This is a genomic window from Winogradskyella aurantiaca, assembly GCF_003362725.1.
Taxonomy (GTDB): Bacteria; Bacteroidota; Bacteroidia; order Flavobacteriales; family Flavobacteriaceae; genus Winogradskyella_A; species Winogradskyella_A aurantiaca.
Genome location: NZ_QKTV01000001.1, coordinates 262,199 through 280,768 on the forward strand (window position 1 = coordinate 262,199; position 18,570 = coordinate 280,768).

The 18,570-nt window shown below is 37.1% G+C and carries 20 protein-coding genes; 16 read left to right on the forward strand and 4 right to left on the reverse strand.

The window, feature by feature from the left end; translation table 11 throughout:
* Positions 1 to 2: 2 nt before the first annotated feature.
* On the reverse strand, positions 3 to 1,250 hold the full coding sequence (locus DN064_RS01230) for a phenylacetate--CoA ligase family protein (RefSeq protein WP_317047350.1): 1,248 nt from the start codon (positions 1,248 to 1,250) through the stop codon (positions 3 to 5).
* Positions 1,251 to 1,396: 146 nt separating this feature from the next.
* Between DN064_RS01230 and purD the strand changes: the two genes are divergently transcribed.
* Complete coding sequence (gene purD, locus DN064_RS01235) at positions 1,397 to 2,668, forward strand: phosphoribosylamine--glycine ligase (RefSeq protein WP_115460789.1); 1,272 nt, start codon at positions 1,397 to 1,399, stop codon at positions 2,666 to 2,668.
* Here purD and DN064_RS01240 read toward each other — a convergent pair.
* Positions 2,663 to 2,890 (reverse strand): DUF6341 family protein, encoded by a 228-nt coding sequence (locus DN064_RS01240; RefSeq protein WP_115460790.1) that lies wholly within the window; start codon positions 2,888 to 2,890, stop codon positions 2,663 to 2,665. The genes purD and DN064_RS01240 overlap by 6 nt on opposite strands.
* A gap of 15 nt (positions 2,891 to 2,905) precedes the next feature.
* Here DN064_RS01240 and DN064_RS01245 point away from each other — a divergent pair, with 15 nt between their 5' ends.
* The gene (locus DN064_RS01245) at positions 2,906 to 3,847 is read left to right on the forward strand and encodes a DUF6427 family protein (RefSeq protein WP_198659387.1); all 942 of its coding nucleotides are present in this window, start codon (positions 2,906 to 2,908) and stop codon (positions 3,845 to 3,847) included.
* Here DN064_RS01245 and upp read toward each other — a convergent pair.
* Positions 3,842 to 4,495 carry a uracil phosphoribosyltransferase gene (gene upp, locus DN064_RS01250; RefSeq protein WP_115460792.1) on the reverse strand — a complete coding sequence of 218 codons (654 nt, stop codon included), beginning with the start codon at positions 4,493 to 4,495 and terminating at the stop codon, positions 3,842 to 3,844. The two genes, DN064_RS01245 and upp, sit on opposite strands and share 6 nt — an antisense overlap.
* A gap of 68 nt (positions 4,496 to 4,563) precedes the next feature.
* Here upp and DN064_RS01255 point away from each other — a divergent pair, with 68 nt between their 5' ends.
* Both DN064_RS01255 and DN064_RS01260 read left to right on the forward strand, forming a co-directional pair.
* On the forward strand, positions 4,564 to 5,172 hold the full coding sequence (locus DN064_RS01255) for a DUF4254 domain-containing protein (RefSeq protein WP_115460793.1): 609 nt from the start codon (positions 4,564 to 4,566) through the stop codon (positions 5,170 to 5,172).
* A 30-nt stretch (positions 5,173 to 5,202) separates the two neighbouring features.
* Complete coding sequence (locus DN064_RS01260; RefSeq protein WP_232827337.1) at positions 5,203 to 6,222, forward strand: glycosyltransferase family 9 protein; 1,020 nt, start codon at positions 5,203 to 5,205, stop codon at positions 6,220 to 6,222.
* Between the two features lie 6 nt (positions 6,223 to 6,228).
* Here the strand turns inward: DN064_RS01260 and DN064_RS01265 are convergent, their stop codons facing one another.
* Entirely contained in the window at positions 6,229 to 7,284 is a 1,056-nt protein-coding gene (locus tag DN064_RS01265; protein WP_115460794.1) for a ferredoxin--NADP reductase, read from the reverse strand.
* A 110-nt stretch (positions 7,285 to 7,394) separates the two neighbouring features.
* On the opposite strand from DN064_RS01265, the gene DN064_RS01270 reads away from it, so the two are divergent.
* The 12 genes from DN064_RS01270 (at position 7,395) to atpG (ending at position 18,475) form a co-directional block, all read left to right on the forward strand.
* Positions 7,395 to 8,873 carry a DUF5687 family protein gene (locus tag DN064_RS01270; RefSeq protein ID WP_115460795.1) on the forward strand — a complete coding sequence of 493 codons (1,479 nt, stop codon included), beginning with the start codon at positions 7,395 to 7,397 and terminating at the stop codon, positions 8,871 to 8,873.
* 11 nt (positions 8,874 to 8,884) lie between these two features.
* Positions 8,885 to 9,607, forward strand: coding sequence for an ABC transporter ATP-binding protein (locus tag DN064_RS01275; RefSeq protein WP_115460796.1), 723 nt, complete (start codon positions 8,885 to 8,887; stop codon positions 9,605 to 9,607).
* A 186-nt stretch (positions 9,608 to 9,793) separates the two neighbouring features.
* Positions 9,794 to 12,349: a type IX secretion system periplasmic lipoprotein PorW/SprE gene (porW, locus tag DN064_RS01280; protein WP_115460797.1), complete on the forward strand. Its 2,556-nt coding sequence runs from the start codon at positions 9,794 to 9,796 to the stop codon at positions 12,347 to 12,349.
* 46 nt (positions 12,350 to 12,395) lie between these two features.
* Entirely contained in the window at positions 12,396 to 12,788 is a 393-nt protein-coding gene (locus DN064_RS01285; protein ID WP_394347472.1) for a bactofilin family protein, read from the forward strand.
* On the forward strand, positions 12,739 to 12,978 hold the full coding sequence (locus tag DN064_RS01290) for an AtpZ/AtpI family protein (RefSeq protein WP_115460799.1): 240 nt from the start codon (positions 12,739 to 12,741) through the stop codon (positions 12,976 to 12,978). The genes DN064_RS01285 and DN064_RS01290 overlap by 50 nt, the downstream gene beginning before the upstream one ends.
* Positions 12,979 to 12,984: 6 nt before the next feature.
* Positions 12,985 to 13,380: a hypothetical protein gene (locus tag DN064_RS01295; RefSeq protein ID WP_115460800.1), complete on the forward strand. Its 396-nt coding sequence runs from the start codon at positions 12,985 to 12,987 to the stop codon at positions 13,378 to 13,380.
* A gap of 143 nt (positions 13,381 to 13,523) precedes the next feature.
* Positions 13,524 to 14,609, forward strand: a complete 1,086-nt coding sequence (gene atpB / locus DN064_RS01300) for a F0F1 ATP synthase subunit A (RefSeq protein ID WP_115460801.1) — start codon at positions 13,524 to 13,526, stop codon at positions 14,607 to 14,609.
* Positions 14,610 to 14,628: 19 nt separating this feature from the next.
* Positions 14,629 to 14,838, forward strand: a complete 210-nt coding sequence (gene atpE / locus DN064_RS01305; RefSeq protein ID WP_188373240.1) for an ATP synthase F0 subunit C — start codon at positions 14,629 to 14,631, stop codon at positions 14,836 to 14,838.
* Positions 14,839 to 14,920: 82 nt separating this feature from the next.
* Positions 14,921 to 15,415, forward strand: a complete 495-nt coding sequence (locus DN064_RS01310; protein WP_115460802.1) for a F0F1 ATP synthase subunit B — start codon at positions 14,921 to 14,923, stop codon at positions 15,413 to 15,415.
* A gap of 6 nt (positions 15,416 to 15,421) precedes the next feature.
* Positions 15,422 to 15,958, forward strand: coding sequence for an ATP synthase F1 subunit delta (gene atpH / locus DN064_RS01315; RefSeq protein WP_115460803.1), 537 nt, complete (start codon positions 15,422 to 15,424; stop codon positions 15,956 to 15,958).
* A 32-nt stretch (positions 15,959 to 15,990) separates the two neighbouring features.
* Complete coding sequence (gene atpA / locus DN064_RS01320; RefSeq protein WP_115460804.1) at positions 15,991 to 17,568, forward strand: F0F1 ATP synthase subunit alpha; 1,578 nt, start codon at positions 15,991 to 15,993, stop codon at positions 17,566 to 17,568.
* Positions 17,569 to 17,614: 46 nt separating this feature from the next.
* On the forward strand, positions 17,615 to 18,475 hold the full coding sequence (gene atpG, locus DN064_RS01325; RefSeq protein ID WP_115460805.1) for an ATP synthase F1 subunit gamma: 861 nt from the start codon (positions 17,615 to 17,617) through the stop codon (positions 18,473 to 18,475).
* Positions 18,476 to 18,570: the final 95 nt, after the last annotated feature.

The window sequence follows — 18,570 nt, forward strand, 5'->3', positions numbered from 1 at the left end:
CATCAATAAATTTTAGAATGAAATTGCTTCAATTTCCCAGAGGCACTTCTTTTTAATTGAGGCACCCTTTTGTAACTAATAGTAAGCCCGTCTTCTAAATACTGACTTATAGCGGTTTCAATTTTTACCTTCTGCTCAGGGGTGAGCTCATTTTTGCTAGCATATACAATGTTAAAATGCTCTATTTTTGCTTGCTCGATCACAAATTCTTTCACATTTCCAGATTCTTCAATAACACTTTTAGTTACATAATAAAAGGTAAGTCCTGCTGCAGTCTTACCACTAGGCAATTGAACCAGATCATTAGTGCGGCCCGTTAGCTTTTTTAATATTGGATATGGAGAGTTTTCTTTTACCTCAATAATGCCAATATCACCAAGATCATAGCGAATAAAGGGGTGTGCCTTGTTGAATAATGACGTTATAATGATTCTTCCTTCTTTACCATAGGGCAGAACTTTATCATTCTCATCAACAATCTCAACATAGAGGGTGTCATTGTTTAACTGCAGTTCTCCGTGCGTATTTTCGAAGGCAATAAGATCCAGCTCTGAGGCACCATACTCATTCACTACAGGGACTCCGAATCTTTCTTGCATAAGGGATCTATCACTATCAAATAACATCTCTGAGGTCACTATACAAACCCTAAGGCTAGGACAGACATCGGTTAAAATAAGCCCCTTTCTTTTTAAGAATTTTGCAAATTGAACAATTGGGCTGGTATAACCATTGATGAACTCAAATGCAGTTGCTTTAAACTGAACTAAACACTCCTCAAAGGCTGTATCACTAAGATCAAAGACCGAAAATCGATATCTGTTGGAAAACCAATCCTTTAAGCGTTCCTTTTTATTACCTATAAAATCTAAAGGAATCCCATAGAACCGAGCCTGTGACGACGAGTTAAAGTCGATACCGTACCAGCTGAAGCGATCCATAATTTGTGCCCAGGTCATAGCATGACACCACTTATCCTTAGCAAAAATAAAGGGGTCACCGGAAGATCCGGATGTTTTATTTACATAGATAGTTTTGTTACTAAATCCATTGGAAAGACGTTCTTTTAAGGGTCTTTGCAAGTCCTGTTTGGTCATAATCGGTACGGACTCCCATTGGTTGTTATAAGAAGATAAAAAATGATGCTCATAATAAGGGTTGTTCTCGATGTGGTATTCTACAATGTGATTTCGTCGGTTTATTATATCAAGTTGCTTGTTTGCTCTGTCAAGCTTTTGGAGTGTGGCCAACTCATGTTTTGCTTTGCTTATATTGTAGCCATTTAGGGTTAAAGATAAATCGAAGAATCGCAAGAATACTGGGGGATAAGGTTTCTGAAATTTAATTATTTTTTCACTCTAAAAGCAACTATTTTTGCGCAATAATTGAGATCATTATGAATATTCTAGTATTAGGGTCAGGAGGAAGAGAACACACCTTTGCATGGAAGATAGCACAAAGTCCAAAATGTGAGAATTTATTTGTGGCTCCGGGAAATTCCGGAACTAATAGTATTGCCACTAATTTGCAGATAGCTGTTACAGATTTTGATGCCATAAAGAGTGCTGTACGAGAAAACGATATTGATATGATTGTTGTGGGACCTGAAGACCCTTTAGTTAAGGGCATTCATGATGAGTTCACAAAAGACTCCGAATTTAAGAATGTCCTAGTTATTGGCCCATCTCAAGCCGCTGCACAATTAGAGGGGAGCAAAGAATTTGCAAAAGAATTCATGAGTAGGCATAATATTCCAACTGCAGCCTATCAGAGTTTTACTGCCAATGACTTAGAATCGGGTTATAGTTTTTTAGAGTCACTTATGCCTCCCTATGTGTTAAAGGCTGATGGCTTGGCAGCTGGAAAGGGTGTACTTATTATTCAAGATCTTGATGAAGCCAAACAAGAGCTTAAAAACATGTTGATTGATGAGAAGTTTGGGGCTGCAAGTTCTAAGGTTGTTATTGAAGAGTTTTTGGATGGTATTGAACTCAGTTGTTTTGTTTTAACAGACGGAAATGGTTATAAGATACTGCCAATGGCCAAGGACTATAAAAGAATTGGCGAGGGTGATACTGGATTAAATACGGGCGGAATGGGCGCAGTGTCTCCAGTGCCATTTGCTTCTCAGGAATTTATCGATAAGATTGAACAACAAATTGTAATTCCTACGGTGAAGGGTCTTAGTATTGACGAACTCCCTTACCAAGGGTTCATTTTTATCGGCTTAATTAAGGTTGGTAACGATCCCAAGGTAATTGAGTACAATGTAAGAATGGGCGACCCTGAAACTGAAGTGGTTTTGCCGAGATTAAAATCGGATCTTGTTGAATTATTTGAAGCTATTGGGAGTGGAGATCTAGCATCTCAGGAAATAGAGATTGATGATAGAGCGGCAAGCACTATTGTTATGGTTTCAGGCGGTTATCCGGAATCTTATGAAAAGGGAAAGGTAATATCAGGACTAGAGAATATCACGGATTCAATTGTATTCCATGCAGGAGCAAAAAAAGTGGGTAATGACGTAGTGACCTCAGGAGGCCGAGTAGTGGCTGTCACTTCATATGGCGAAACGTTTAATGATGCCATAAAAAAATCCTATCAATCTATAGAGTTACTAAAGTTTGATAAGATGTATTACCGAAAGGATATTGGTTTTGATCTATAGATAAGAGTGTGCAGTAACGCTTTTATCTTCTTCTCCACTTTTATTGAATTTAGATAATTCTCTCATCCAATAAACAAAGGCTACAAAGCCAATTGCCATAAAAATCCAACTAAACATGTTGGCGCCAAACCAACTGGACAGTTCCAATTCTCTCAACGCATCAAGCGGGGCGAATAAAACATTTACAAACAAATCCTGAATAGCGTAAAAGAAGTCCTTCATAAGTTTTAAATTTACTTGGCAAAAATACAAAAAGAGTTAATGATCGCAAGCATTTTTAGTAAATCTAAGCCTGTAAATATTATCATTATTGCGGCATTTTTAATTCTGATTTCCACAATTTATAACTGGAATCTTTTTTTCACAGATATATCAAGATCTGGTCAAATGGTCTTGAACATTATTGTACTTCTGTTCTCGCTTTTGATTTTTGACTTTATAAATTCAAAAAATAACATTACCCAAAGAAACGGTTTTGCAGTGCTATGCTTCGGACTCGTATTGGGATTGTTTCCTGAAATAATTAAACATTCAGAATTATTGTGGTCCAATGTATTCCTATTATTTGCATTAAGGCGATTGGTTAGTTTGCATTCAAGAAAGCATGTTAAAAAGAAGCTTTTTGATGCTGGATTCTGGATTGGTTTGGCCATATTAATAAACCCAACCCTCATACTTATACTCCCAATACTGGTAATTGCCGTTGGGTATTATTCAGGTAATGACGTTAAGACCGCTATAATTCCTATAGTTGGTTTATTGTGTGTTTTGGTAATTAAGATTTGTTATAACATACTTGTGTTCGACACCTATTTTTTAGAAAGAGACTTACAAGTTCAGTTCAATTTAGATTTATCTAATTATTGGACACAAGATTCTTTAACAAGGATTGTTCCGTTTTTACTGATTTTATTTTGGTCTCTAATTAAGGTAATCGCATCCTATAACGAGAGAAACACCGACGAGAAACCAACGTACATGATATTGATCTGGTACACCATTAGTGCCTTATTAATTATTGGATTTTCAGTGATTCAAGATGGAGGACAAATGATTTTTTTATTGGTGCCCGCCTCCTTTGTAGTGGCCCTGAACATGGAGACAATTGATCGTGAATGGATAACCAACACTATAATAGGGGTATTGATCATAGCAATAATTGTTAATCTAGTTCTATAGCTTAGAACCAAAAGCTAGATCACCAGCATCACCAAGTCCTGGGACTATATAACTTTTATCATTCAATTGAGGATCCACATCTGCGATCCAAAGATGGGAGGCATCAGGCAAAGTGGAATTTATATGATCAACTCCATAGGACGAGCCAATGACACATACGACATGAATTTGTTTAGGAATGCCAAATTTCAATAGGGAGTTGTATGTGGCGATTAAGGAATCACCCGTGGCAAGCATCGGATCAGCAAGAATTAGAGTTTTACCTTCTATATTTGGAGTGGCGACGTAGTCCGTGATTATTTCAAATCCACGTTCATTTTCAGCCGGATGTCTGAAAGCCGAAATAAATGCATTTTCAGATCTATCAAACACCTGTAAAAGGCCCTGGTGGAGTGGAAGCCCTGCGCGAAGTACAGAACAAATAACTAGAGATCCACTAAGTTTTTTAGCTGATGTCTCCACTAGAGGAGTGGTTATTGGCTGATTTTTATACTCCAAAGATTTGCTCAGTTCATAGCCTAAAAAGTTTCCAATTCGTTCAAGGTTTCTCCGAAACCTCATCGTGTCTTTTTGAATGGTTTCATCCCTAATTTCTAATAGGTACTGATTAAGTACGGAGGCTTGATCAGAAAGGTTGTGTATGTGCATGGCGACAATAAGCTTATAGACCTAAAGTTAATAATTCAGAGTATATTTGTAGTCTTAAATTTTCAATCATGATTTCAGAGAAAGCCAATTCAATTTTTCAAAAAGTCATTGCAGAGTATAAAGTCTTAAATACGGTAGATCAGCCATTCAATAATCCTATTGAAAAGAATGAAGATTTGATTGGGCATTTGCTTTACAGAAAGTGCTGGATAGATACAGTTCAATGGGCCTATGAAGACATAATTAGAGACCCTAATATTGACCCAGTTGCCGCCTTAGAATTAAAACGAAAAATTGATGCTTCAAACCAGGACAGAACAGATACGGTTGAATATATTGACAGTTACTTTCTAGACAAATACAAAGATGTCTCTGTAAAGGAGGATGCTAAAATCAATTCCGAAAGTCCTGCTTGGGCCATAGATAGATTGTCAATTCTGGCGCTTAAAATTTACCACATGCATTTGGAAACTGTTAGGGATGACGCCTCTGAAGCTCATAAAGAAGCATGTCAAAATAAATTGAATGTTCTGTTAGAACAACGTATGGATTTAAGTACGGCTATTGATGATCTTCTTCACGACATTTCCAACGGTGATAAATTCATGAAAGTGTACAAGCAAATGAAGATGTACAACGATGATGAATTGAATCCGGTCTTGAGAGGTCAGAAATAAATTTCCTTTTTGTGGCCTTATTAATCTATCATGGCAAATTACAGGCATATTCTTGTTATTCGTTTTTCAGCAATGGGAGACGTGGCAATGACAGTACCCGTTATTAGAGCGGTATTAGATAAAAACCCAAAGATTCGTATTACGGTACTCACACGAACCAGATTTACCCCCTTATTTTCTAGTATTCCTGGTATTGATGTAATTGGTGTCAATTTAGAAGCCGAGTATAAAGGTGTTTCAGGAATTTTTAAACTGGCCAGAAAACTTAAAAAACAGCGGTTTGATGCTATTGCGGATCTTCATAACGTGTTGCGTACCAAACTACTAAAGTTATTATTAAGGGGTATTCCTTTCTTTCAATTGGACAAAGGACGTTCTGAAAAGAAAGAACTAGTTACTGGTCTTAAGATTCAACAATTAAAATCAACCCATCAACGTTATGCAGATGTTTTCTCTGAAATGAATATTCAGTTAGATCTTCATTCTCCCATATTTCCTCGCAAGGCTGAAATAGATGGATTTTTAGATAATGTAAACATCGATTCAAAAACCAATTTAATTGGAATTGCTCCCTTTGCAGCACATGAAGCAAAGATGTATCCATTAGAGTTGATGGAAAAGGTTATTGCTGAGTTATCTAAGACCCATCAACTAGTTTTATTTGGAGGAGGTGCGGCCGAGTCATTAGCGTTATCAAGAATTGAAAAGCAATTTAATAACGTCCTTTCTGTTGCGGGTAATTTATCGTTTCAAGAGGAGTTGGATTTGATTTCCAATTTGGATCTTATGATATCTATGGATTCAGGGAATGGTCATTTGGCCGCTATTTACGGGATTCCGGTCATTAGCGTTTGGGGAGTAACACATCCTTTTGCCGGATTTACTCCATTTAATCAACCAGCTGGAAACTCCTTATTGGCCGATCAAAAAAAATACCCACAAATTCCAACTTCGGTCTACGGTAACAAATTCCCTAAAGGTTATGAAAATGCAGCGGCTTCAATACCTCCGGAGGCAATTATTAAAAAGGTTAGAGAGGTTCTTAATTAAATCCGTTTAGACATCATCATAATCTACAACAATTGATGCAGAAGTAGGGTGTGCCTGGCAGGTTAGAATTAATCCTTCAGCGACTTCATTATCGGTAAGTATATTGTTCTGAGTCATTTTGGCTGTCCCTTCTGATACCCTGGCAATACAACTGCTGCAAATACCTCCTTGGCAAGAGTAAGGAGCATCTATATCCGCTTTAAGAGCCGCCTCTAAAATCGATTGTTTTTGAGACATCTCTAGATCAAACTCTTCATCATCAACAATAACTTTAACTTTAGAGTTACCATCAGCCAGCATTACTTCCTCATTCTCTGAAACAGCAGGCGCAGTGAATAATTCGAAAAATATTTGCTGCTCTTTAATACCATTTTCAATAAGAGTATCTTTTACAGTGTGGATCATGGCTTCTGGACCACATAAATAAAAGTTTTCTATGGTTATCCCTTGGTATTTATTTTTTACGATGAGGTTGACAATGCTTTTGTCAATTCTCCCAAATAAGGCTTCATTAGCTCGTATTTGGCTATAGATGTTGTGTATATGAAATCTATTGCCATAGTTACTAGAAAGGGCGTCAAGGTCATTTTTAAACATAGAGTCAGAAGCAGATTTATTACCATACACTAATATAAAATTGCTAAACGGCTCTTCTTCTAGAAGAGTTTTAGCAATACTGAGAATTGGAGTAATACCACTTCCAGCTGCAAATGCTGCAATGGTTCTTGTTTTTTCAGAGTTTGATTCAAACACAAAACGGCCTTGAGGTTCTGCCACAGAAATCGTATCCCCTTCCTTTAAGATCTTATTGGCGTGTACTGAAAATGTACCTCCTTCAACCGCCTTAATTCCAACAGTTAGTGAGCCACTGTTAGCAGAAGAACAAATGGAATAATCACGACGAATAGAGTCCCCGTTAATAGTTGCTTTTAGTGTTAAATACTGTCCTGCTTTAAAGACAAAGTGCGATTTTAATTCAGATGGGATGTCAAAACTTATGGCCACAGATTGATCCGTGACTTGGGAAATACCTTTTATAGTTAGGTCGTGAAATTGTGCCATGCTAGATTTTTTGGTGCAAAAATAATGACCTCATGAAATAGAAGCAGTTTTGTTTGTAACAAATTAACAGTTATGTTTACTAATGTTAGGCATTAACCTCTTAAAAAGCTATGATTAAACACTTTATCTCACTGGAGTGGAAACAATATTTTCGTTCCTCATACTGGCAAAAAAGTATAGCACTCAATATACTTTTAGTTTTTTTCGCTCTTTATTTTGTTGCCATTTTCTTAGGAGGAGGTTTTATTTTGTTAAAAGTTCTAAAGAAACTGTTTCCAGATCAAGACCCATTTGTGGTTCTTAATGGGTTTTTGTTTTACTGGATTATCGCAGATTTATTAATCAGATTCTTTTTACAGAAACTTCCTGTCATGACCGTGAAACCTTTACTTACATTACCCGTAAAGCGTTCTACCGTGGTCCATTTTGTATTGGGTAAATCGGCCCTGTCTTTTTTTAATTTCTTACCTCTTTTTGCCATCATTCCGTTTAGTATCATGGCTATTAATGATGGGTTTGAGACTTCTATGGTGATCACCTGGATGTTCACCATGATAATTGTTGTTCTAGTCCTTAATTTCCTGAACTTTATTATTGAAGCGGTATCCTCAGACTCTGAGTATTCATTTTTACCATTACTCCTTGTCGTGGGGAGTTTATATGCCCTTAATTATTTTGATATTGTCTCGATGACCTCAATTGTTGGTGGGCTCTTTCAGACGGTTTCAAACACCCCAATACTAATCCTAGCACCAGCAGCAGTGCTTGGGATTTGCTATGCGTACAATTACAAAATTTTAAAAGACAAACTTTATCTGGACGCGTCACTGCAATCAAAGGTGGAGGAAGTAAAAGCAGCAGATCTATCATGGACCAAACGCTTTGGTGATATTGCACCATTTATGCAATTGGATTTAAAACTTATTTGGAGAAATAAACGAACCAAATCAATGGCTCTGCTAATGATTATTGGATTGTTATATGGTCTGTTCTTTTATCCCCAACAAATCTATCGAGAGATGGAATTTATGTGGGCATTTATTGGCATTTTTTCTACAGGGTTCTTCTTAATTAACTTTGGTCAATTTATTCCTGCCTGGGATAGTGCCTACTATAAAATGCTGATGAGTCAGAATATTAAGTATGAACAATATTTACGTTCAAAATTTATTCTTATGGTCATGAGTGTTGTGGCAATGTTTGTTCTAGGGATACCTTATGTGTATTTTGGTTGGAAAATTTTATTGGCCCATTTTGCGGCAGCCGTCTATAACATTGGTGTAAATTCTCATGTGATTCTTTGGGGGGGATCATACAACAGGAAAAAAATAGAGTTAGATAAAAAAGCAGCCTTCAACTATCAAGGTACAGGTGCGGTACAATGGTTAATTGGAATTCCACTAATGCTCGTTCCTATGGCACTATTTGGTCTGCTAAATTGGCTATTAGGATTTGAAGTTGCCATTGGTACGTTACTCATTCTTGGAGTTACTGGAGTCGTTCTTCATAGGAGACTCATGAGTTTTATAACATCAAAATACCTCGATTCAAAATATAAAATGATTGACGCCTTTAGTCAGGATACTTAATAAAAAGAACTATGATACAGACAAAAGAATTATCTAAAACATATAGTGATACAACTGTGTTGACAATCGACGCACTCGATATCCCAAAAGGTCAGAGTTTTGGCTTGGTTGGTAATAACGGAGCCGGGAAAACAACATACTTCAGTTTACTTCTAGATCTGATAAAACCAACAACCGGGAGCATCACCAATGATGAGGTTGTTGTTTCAGAAAGTGAAGACTGGAAACCTCATACTTCGGCTTTTATTGATGAGAGCTTCTTAATCGGATATCTAACACCTGAAGAATATTTTTATTTCATAGGAGATCTTAGAGGCCAGAATAAGGCAGATGTAGATGCCTTAACCTCGCAATTTGAAGATTTTTTTAACGGAGAAATCATTGGTAAGAAAAAATACCTACGTGATTTAAGTAAGGGAAATCAAAAGAAGGCAGGTATTGTGGCTGCTTTAATTGGTAATCCTGATGTGATTATTCTGGATGAACCGTTTGCCAATTTAGACCCGTCTACACAAATTCGTTTAAAGGGAATTCTAAAAGATCTGGCCGAAACGAAAGGGGTGACGGTCCTTATCTCAAGTCACGATCTTATGCATGTTACTGACGTATGTGAGCGAATTGTAGTTTTGGAAAAAGGTGAGGTTGTTAAAGACCTGGAAACGAATCCTACAACCTTAAAGGAATTAGAAGCTCATTTTGCCGGGAATTTGATGATTAGTTCGGAGGAAGAGTAAGCCCTACAAAGACTAACAAAAAACTAAGCCCATGCTAGTATAGCATGGGCTATTTTTATGGTGAAACCTTGGCTATGACTCGAAAACCTTCTAAAAACGACCTATAATCCCAAAAGATGATTAATTTTAACCCTGTGCAATAAAAGTTGTAATCAAAAGTTATCTTTTAATCACAATCCCACTGTGTTGAGAACCCTGTCGAAATCTCTTCTTATTCTTCTGAGCCTAACGGTTCTAATTGGTTGTTCTCGTAAAAAAGATAAATGGTTAAACAGGAACTTCCACGCCATGGGTACCAAATTTAATGTGCTTTACAATGGAAACATTGCTTTGGAAAATGGATTGGCTTCTGTTAACAATGAATTTACCGAAAACTTTTGGGAGCTTCTTCCTGTTGAGCGTATGCAAGTAACAGGGGATATTTTTCTTCCGGGGCAAGCGAGAAATCAGGATTTTGAGCGTGCAGAGGAAAAAGCAATAAAAGCCATTCAAAAGCATGGAATGACCATTGACAGTAAAGAACGAAATCCTCAAATAGATGAGGCCTACCTTCTTTTAGGAAAGGCCAGATATTACGATGAACGATTTGTCCCTGCCTTAGACGCCTTTAATAATATACTTAATAAGTATCCAACAAGTGATAAAATTAACCAGGTAAAGGTTTGGAGAGAGAAATCTAATATGCGTCTTGGAAATAACGAGGTGGCAATAAAGAACCTAAAAAGACACATAAAACAAGAAGAAGTTGAGGGCCAGGACCTGGCCGATATCACAGCTACAATTGCCCAGTGTTATATTAATCTGCAAGTCAAAGATACAGCTCAAATGTACCTGAAGATTGCCGCCTCAAGCACTAAGGTTAATCTGGAAAAGGCAAGATATAATTTTATAATAGGTCAATTATACGACGAGTTTGGAAAAAAAGACAGTGCAAATTTAGCCTACGATAAAATCATTGAGCTTCACAGAAAAATCCCCCGTGCTTACTATATTAATGCGCACTTGTCCAAAGCGCAAAACTTTAGTTTTGAGGAAGGGGATCCCATTGCATTTGAAGAGTACCTACTTGAAATGGAAGAGAACCGTGAAAACCGACCATATCTGGATAAAGTTTATCATGGGATAGCAGAATTTTACAGAAGAAGGGGATCTGAATTTCAGGCCGAAATGTATTATGAGCGATCTCTAAGAGCAAATTCGGCTGACCTGACATTGAACGCCAAAAACTACAACACACTTGGCGACATGTATTTTGATAGGAAAGAATATAAGACAGCTGGGGCTTATTTTGATAGTACTCTTATTAACATGGATAAGAATACACGGCCCTTCCGAGCAATAAAGAAAAAACGGGACAATTTACAAGACGTTATATATTATGAAGGGGTGGTGACTTCCAATGATAGTATATTAAGAATATTGGACATGTCTGACGCAGAGAAAACCATGTATTTTGCAAAGGTGTCACAAGACTTAAAGGCAGAAGAGGAAAAGAGGAAAGCCAAAGAGCAACAAATTCAAGATAGCAAGAATAGAGTTAAGGTTGGTGGGAATTTATTTCCAGGGGTGGCCTCACCGCAAGATGTGGGTATAAAAGGCGCCTCTGAGAGTTTTTATTTTTACAATCCAACAACGGTTGCCTATGGTAAAAATGAATTTCTAAAGCAATGGGGGCGTAGGCAGCTTCAGGATAATTGGAGATTCTCAACAACATTTAGTGTTGCCAAGGCGGGTGTGCTAGATTCTATTAATACTACGGAGGTAAAAACGGATGTCTTCGACCCTAGCTTTTTTATGGCCCAATTGCCACAAACGCAAGAGGAAATTGACACACTTGTCATAGACAGAAACTATGCCTATTATCAATTAGGAGTCATCTATTTTGAGAAGTTTCAAGAGCTACCATTAGCTCAGTTTAGGTTAGAAACTTTGCTGGATAGTGATCCCGAGGAGCGTTTGGTGCTGCCTGCCATGTATAATCTTTACAAGATTTATGAATTGAGAGGGCTTGAGTCTAAGTCGGATCAAATGAAGACAGAAATTGTCACCAATTACCCCGAGTCCCGTTATGCTGAGATACTTTTGAATCCAAACTCCGAGTTGTCCAAGGATGAAAATAGTCCCGAACAACTTTACAATAGCATATACAGGTTGTTTGACGCACAGAAATTTGAAGAATGCATAGCTGAATCAGAAAAGCAGATAAAACGATACGAAGGAGAGGACATAGTTCCCAAATTAGAATTGCTAAAGGCCACAGCAATGGGAAGATTGTATGGCTTTGAGTCTTATAAAGAAAGCATCACTTTTGTGTCTTTAACATATCCTAACTCAGAAGAGGGTAAAAAAGCTGAAGAAATCCTACAAGAAGCCATACCGGTTCTAGCGGAAAGTGATTTTTTTCCCGAGGATGATGCGCTCTTTTTTAATTTGGTTTATGAGTTTGAAAAAAATGACTCTACAGCCATTGAAAAAACCATAAAGGACCTTAACATCGTAATTAAAGATATTACGTATTACGATTTATCAGTATCATTAGATGTGTACTCCATAGAAAAAGTATTTGTAATTGTACATGGCTTTAAAAACTTAGCTGCAGCTGCTAGTTTTGGTGAAGATTTGACAAAAAAGCGTAATAAGAAAAGGCCAACCATAAAAAGAGAATACTTTGCCATATCATCACCCAATTATGCTATTGTTCAGCGTCATAAAAGTTTAGATAAGTATTTAAAACCCCAATAATATCATAAATATGTTCTCTTCAGATCAAAAAAAAACCAAGTTAGGTATGGAAACAAGTTCACAACAAAATGTTATTGCCCAGGGCACGAAAATCATCGGTGATGTTATTAGCTCAGGACCGTTTAGAATTGATGGTAGTATTGAGGGTAATGTTAAAACCACAGGAAAAGTTGTTGTCGGTAAGACAGGTGCAATTAAAGGTACTTTGCATGGTGAGAATGCAGATTTTGAAGGTCGCTTCTCAGGGAAACTTATTTTGTCCGGGACGCTATCCTTAAAATCCACAGCACAAATAGATGGAGAAGTACAAGTCAATAAATTGGCGGTTGAGCCTGGTGCCAATTTCAATGCGATTTGTAGCATGAAAGGTGCTGTTAAACCGTTGTCTCATGAATCAGCCAAAAGACAAGAACCCATTAAAGAAGAAAGACCAGCTTAACTCATATGCCAGATTATCTGGTTTGGGTCTTCAGATGCTTGGAATTATTGCTGTTGGCACCTTTGTTGGTGTTAAACTTGATGAGCGGTATCCAAACGAGTCGAATTGGTTTACCTTAGGCTTGACATTATTCTCTGTAATTGGGGCCATAGTTTATGTGATTAGGCGTATTATTGCAGCTTCAAATTAATCGGGTATGGAAGAATTTAGAAAACGTCAGATTTCATTTTTACTGCAGTTAGTAGGAGTAACGCTGGTGGTTTTTGGAATTCATGCATATTTATTGAGCCACTTTGCTAAAGAGATCAACTTCTTTTTCCCACTTTGGCAGATTTATCTATTCCACGTACTTATTACGACGGTATTGTATTCTACCATCAACTACAGATTTTCAAATGGAAAAAAAGACATCTTTAATTTGTTTATGGTATTGACCTTTTTGAAGATGATCTTGGCCATAATTTTTTTACTACCCCTCTTACTTTCTGAATTTGAAAATAAGCAGCCAGACGTATTCAATTTTTTCATTCCATACTTCCTCTATTTGTTCTTTGAGGTGTTTGCGTTGACAAGGTTCTTACAGAAGCAATAGATTTAAAGTCACAACACACTGTTTATCAGGTGGATATGATGAATTAAAGTATCGAGATTTTAGAGCCTAATATTTGTTTGTCAATTCACATAATGTGCGTACATTTGCAGCGAATTTAAAGTCAGGGATTTTAAGCGTACATAATGAGAATCAACACTTTCAGAAACCTTTTATTAATCACAACGTTTTTAGTAATTGGAAATTTCGGATTCGCAAGTTCAGATAAAGAGTCAGGAGACGATGCTGAGTTCGATCCAAAAGAAATGATTTTACATCACGTAAAAGATGCATATGGGATGCATTTATTTGATTGGGACGGTCACCCAATATCCATTCCTCTTCCAGTAATTACTTATACTGATAATGGTTTCACTGTGTTTTCATCATCAGAGTTTCATCATGATTATTCAGGAGAAGTTATCGTTGAAAAGAATGGACAGAAATTTGCAAATGTTCATGAAAAGGTCTACGTGTTAAACGAGGGAGAGACAGAAGTAACTTATGATGCAGAACATCATCCTACGAATGCCAAAAGACCAATAGATATTTCTATAACAAGGAATGTCTTTATGATGATGGTATCAGTGGTCGTGCTGTTATTAATTTTCTTATCAGCTTCAAGACGCTATAAAAATTCAAAGGACAACGTACCTTCTGGAATCGCAAGTTTTGTGGAACCTTTGGTATTATTTGTAAGAGATGAAATTGGAAGGCCAATGATAGGTGAAGAGAAGTACAAAAAGTACATGCCGTACCTACTAACTATATTCTTCTTTATATGGATCAATAACATCTTTGGATTAATTCCAATCCTTAATGGTGCTAATTTAAGTGGAAATATAGCCTTCACTTTTACCTTAGCTGTACTAACATTTATCATTACTAATGTTAGTGGCAACAAGAACTATTGGAAACATATTTTTTGGATGCCAGGAGTTCCCGTACCAATGAAAATATTTTTAATGCCTATTGAGATTATTGGTGTGTTTGTAAAACCAATTTCTCTAATGATTCGTTTGTTTGCAAACATCACAGCCGGACACGTTATTATCCTGGCATTAATGTCCTTAATATTTGTATTTAAAACCATAGCGATTGCTCCGGTATCTGTTGGATTTGCATTATTCATTACAGTTATCGAAATTATTGTAACCGCTATACAAGCATATATATTTACAATTTTGTCAGCCTTATATTTTGGTATGGCAACAGAAGAAGCACATCATTAATTAATTTAAATTTTATACTATGACTATTACTGGAATTGCGGCTATTGGAGCTGGTTTAGCAGCTATCGGAGCTGGAATGGGTATTGGTAGAATCGGTGGATCTGCTATGGAAGCTATGGCACGTCAACCTGAAATGCACGGTAAGATTCAATCTTCTGCATTGATTCTAGCTGCCTTCGTAGAAGCGGTAGCACTATTTGGTGTTGTTGTTGCTTTCTTACAAGGGTAAAACAATTAACCACAGAAGTAACGGTTGGTTACTTCTGTGGTTTATAAGTACGAAGATTTAAGTTTTTTAAAACAGAAAAAGAATGGATTTAATTACACCAGAATTTGGATTAGTTTTTTGGACGCTGATCATGTTTATGATCTTATTGTTTATTCTAAGAAAGTTTGCTTGGAAACCAATATTAGGCGCAGTAAGTGAAAGAGAAGAAGGAATCAAAAAAGCCTTAACGGCGGCTGACGAAGCTAGAAGAGAAATGGAAAATCTTCAAGCTGATAATGAGCGTATTTTAAACGAGGCAAGAGCTGAAAGAGAAAGTATGCTTAAAGATGCACGTGACATGAAGGCTAAAATGATTGCTGACGCAAAGGAAGAAGCACAAGTTCAGGCTAATAAAATGATTGAGCAGGCGCAAGCAGCTATTGAGAGTGAAAAGAAAGCAGCCATGACTGAGTTAAAAAATCATGTTGCAGGATTGTCAATGGAAATTGCTGAGAAAATTGTGGGTGCTGAACTTTCTACAGATAAAAAGCAATTGGAACTTGTTGACGAAATGCTTAAAGAAACAACATTAAACTAATAGTTAATGGCAGAATCAAGAGCAGCAATAAGATATGCAAAGGCGGTATTGAGCTTGGCAACGGAACAAAAAGTTGCTGATGTGGTTGCTGGTGACATGAAAGAAGTTTCAACGGCAATTCAGAATAATCCTGAATTAGCAACGATGCTTCAAAGTCCTGTCATTCGCTCTGCTGATAAAAAAGCTGTATTGTCACAGGTATTCAAAGGAGCAGGGAAAGAAACCCAAAATTTAATAGAGACCTTAATCACCAATAAGCGTGTGTCTTTACTTGGCGATGTGGCCAGTAAATATGTGCAGTTATATGACACTTTAAGAGGAAGTCAAGTAGCAAGAGTTACAACTGCAGTTGCGTTAACGGATGACTTAAAGAAGAATGTACTCGCAAAGGTTCAAGAGTTAACTGGAAAAACAGCGGAACTCGAGAATATAATCGATACATCAATAATTGGTGGCTTCATATTGCGTGTTGGTGATTTGGAGTACAATGCTAGCATTGTTAGCAAACTAAATAATTTAAAAAGAGAATTTTCATTAAACTAATAGCTAGGCTTATAGCTAAAGACTAAAATAAAATGGCAGAAGTAAAACCAGCTGAAATATCAGCAATATTAAAACAACAACTTTCAGGTTATGAAGCAGGTGCTTCGTTGGATGAAGTGGGAACAGTTTTAACTGTTGGAGATGGTATTGTACGTGCTTACGGATTATCTAATGCGCAATACGGAGAATTAGTAGAATTCGAAGGTGGATTAGAAGGTATTGTACTTAACCTAGAAGAAGATAATGTTGGTATCGTATTATTGGGTCCTTCCAAAGAAATTAAAGAAGGTGCAACTGTAAAACGTACTAAGCGAATTGCCTCTATTAAAGTTGGAGAGCAAATGGTAGGACGTGTTGTTGATACGCTAGGATTTCCAATTGATGGAAAGGGGCCAATTGGAGGAGATTTATACGAAATGCCATTAGAGCGTAAAGCTCCTGGTGTTATCTTCCGTCAGCCGGTTGATGAGCCATTACAAACGGGAATTAAGTCTGTAGATGCTATGATTCCAATTGGTAGAGGTCAGCGTGAGCTAGTTATTGGTGACCGTCAAACAGGAAAAACAACTGTTTGTATTGATACCATCCTTAATCAAAAAGAATTTTATGATGCAGGAGAGCCTGTATTCTGTGTTTATGTTGCTGTAGGTCAAAAAGCATCTACGGTAGCAAATATTGCTAAAACTTTAGAAGATAAAGGAGCAATGGCTTACACTGTAATCGTTGCTGCTAATGCATCAGATCCTGCTCCAATGCAGGTATATGCACCTTTTGCTGGTGCTGCTATTGGTGAATACTTTAGAGATACTGGACGTCCAGCTTTAATCATCTATGATGATTTATCCAAGCAAGCGGTTGCATATCGTGAGGTTTCACTTCTTTTAAGACGACCTCCAGGGCGTGAAGCCTATCCTGGTGATGTATTCTACTTACACTCAAGATTATTAGAGCGTGCTGCTAAGGTAATCGGTGATGACGACATCGCTAAGGGAATGAATGATCTTCCTGAATCTTTAAAGCCTGTTGTTAAAGGTGGAGGATCCTTAACGGCCTTACCAATCATTGAAACACAGGCTGGTGACGTTTCTGCATATATCCCAACGAACGTTATTTCTATTACAGATGGTCAGATCTTCTTAGAGTCAGATTTATTCAACTCAGGTGTACGTCCTGCGATTAACGTAGGTATCTCGGTATCTCGTGTTGGTGGTTCTGCACAGATTAAATCCATGAAGAAAGTAGCAGGTACCTTAAAGTTAGACCAAGCGCAGTTCCGTGAATTAGAGGCCTTTGCCAAATTTGGTTCAGACTTAGATGCTGCTACATTAAATGTAATTGAAAAAGGTAAGCGTAATGTTGAGATCTTAAAGCAAGCTCAAAACGATCCGTTTACAGTTGAAGATCAAGTAGCGATCATCTATGCGGGATCTAAAAACCTATTAAAGGAAGTTCCAGTTGAAAAAGTAAAAGAATTTGAAAGAGATTATATCGAATTCTTAAATGCCAAGCACAGAGACGTACTTGACACCCTTAAAGCTGGTAAATTAACTGATGAGGTTATAGATACTTTAACAAAGGTAGCTAAAGACCTTTCAGCAAAGTTTGCATAATTAGAAGTCCGAGCGCATTCGGATTTGAAACTTTTAATTTTTAAAAATGGCGAATTTAAAAGAAATACGTAATAGAATATCCTCAGTATCCTCAACGATGCAGATTACCAGTGCCATGAAAATGGTGTCGGCAGCTAAGTTGAAAAAGGCTCAGGACGCTATTACTGCCATGAGACCCTATTCCAACAAACTAACTGAGTTATTACAGGACTTAAGTGCAACTTTGGATGCTGATAGTGGTAGTAAGTATGCAGAGCAGCGACCTATTAATAAGGTATTGCTTGTTGCAATTACTTCTAATCGTGGGTTATGTGGCGCTTTCAATTCTAATATCATAAAGCAGGTAGGGCATTTAATGAATGATACCTACAAAGGGAAAAGTGTTTCTGTATTAGCTATTGGAAAAAAGGCGAATGATGCATTTTCTAAAAGTAACTTGGTAGTTGCTAATGAAAGTGATGTCTTTGATGATCTCACTTTTGAGAATGTTGAACGAGTTGCCAATGCAATAATGACCATGTTTGAAGAAGGGGAATACGATCGTGTAGATATTGTGTACAATAGCTTCAAGAATGCGGCCACACAGATTGTGATGACAGAACAGTTTCTTCCAATAAAACCTATAGAGGGTGACGCCAATAATAATTTGGATTATATTTTTGAGCCTTCTAAATTAGAAATAGTAGAAACCTTAATTCCTAAGTCTCTTAAAACACAGTTGTTTAAGAGTGTTAGAGACTCTTTTGCTTCAGAACATGGCGCTAGAATGACGGCCATGCACAAGGCAACAGATAACGCCACAGAGCTTAGAGATCAATTGAAGTTAACATACAATAAAGCAAGACAAGCTGCCATTACCAACGAAATTTTAGAGATTGTTGGTGGAGCTGAGGCTTTAAATAGTTAATTCAAACATAAGGTTTGATAGAACAGATTAGACTTTAAAAGAAAACAAAAACCCTGCATATTGCAGGGTTTTTTATTTTTACCAAAGCGATAAAG

Coding starts and splice junctions, on each gene's coding strand:
- DN064_RS01295 (WP_115460800.1), top strand. CDS start 12,985: ATGGAAGAATTTAGAAAACGTCAGATTTCATTTTTACTGCAGTTAGTA.
- DN064_RS01310 (WP_115460802.1), top strand. CDS start 14,921: ATGGATTTAATTACACCAGAATTTGGATTAGTTTTTTGGACGCTGATC.
- atpG (WP_115460805.1), top strand. CDS start 17,615: ATGGCGAATTTAAAAGAAATACGTAATAGAATATCCTCAGTATCCTCA.
- atpA (WP_115460804.1), top strand. CDS start 15,991: ATGGCAGAAGTAAAACCAGCTGAAATATCAGCAATATTAAAACAACAA.
- DN064_RS01290 (WP_115460799.1), top strand. CDS start 12,739: ATGAATCAGCCAAAAGACAAGAACCCATTAAAGAAGAAAGACCAGCTT.
- DN064_RS01265 (WP_115460794.1), bottom strand. CDS start 7,284: ATGGCACAATTTCACGACCTAACTATAAAAGGTATTTCCCAAGTCACG.
- upp (WP_115460792.1), bottom strand. CDS start 4,495: ATGCACATACACAACCTTTCTGATCAAGCCTCCGTACTTAATCAGTAC.
- DN064_RS01260 (WP_232827337.1), top strand. CDS start 5,203: ATGGCAAATTACAGGCATATTCTTGTTATTCGTTTTTCAGCAATGGGA.
- DN064_RS01270 (WP_115460795.1), top strand. CDS start 7,395: ATGATTAAACACTTTATCTCACTGGAGTGGAAACAATATTTTCGTTCC.
- DN064_RS01240 (WP_115460790.1), bottom strand. CDS start 2,890: ATGAAGGACTTCTTTTACGCTATTCAGGATTTGTTTGTAAATGTTTTA.
- purD (WP_115460789.1), top strand. CDS start 1,397: ATGAATATTCTAGTATTAGGGTCAGGAGGAAGAGAACACACCTTTGCA.
- atpB (WP_115460801.1), top strand. CDS start 13,524: ATGAGAATCAACACTTTCAGAAACCTTTTATTAATCACAACGTTTTTA.
- atpH (WP_115460803.1), top strand. CDS start 15,422: ATGGCAGAATCAAGAGCAGCAATAAGATATGCAAAGGCGGTATTGAGC.
- DN064_RS01255 (WP_115460793.1), top strand. CDS start 4,564: ATGATTTCAGAGAAAGCCAATTCAATTTTTCAAAAAGTCATTGCAGAG.
- DN064_RS01285 (WP_394347472.1), top strand. CDS start 12,396: ATGGAAACAAGTTCACAACAAAATGTTATTGCCCAGGGCACGAAAATC.
- DN064_RS01275 (WP_115460796.1), top strand. CDS start 8,885: ATGATACAGACAAAAGAATTATCTAAAACATATAGTGATACAACTGTG.
- atpE (WP_188373240.1), top strand. CDS start 14,629: ATGACTATTACTGGAATTGCGGCTATTGGAGCTGGTTTAGCAGCTATC.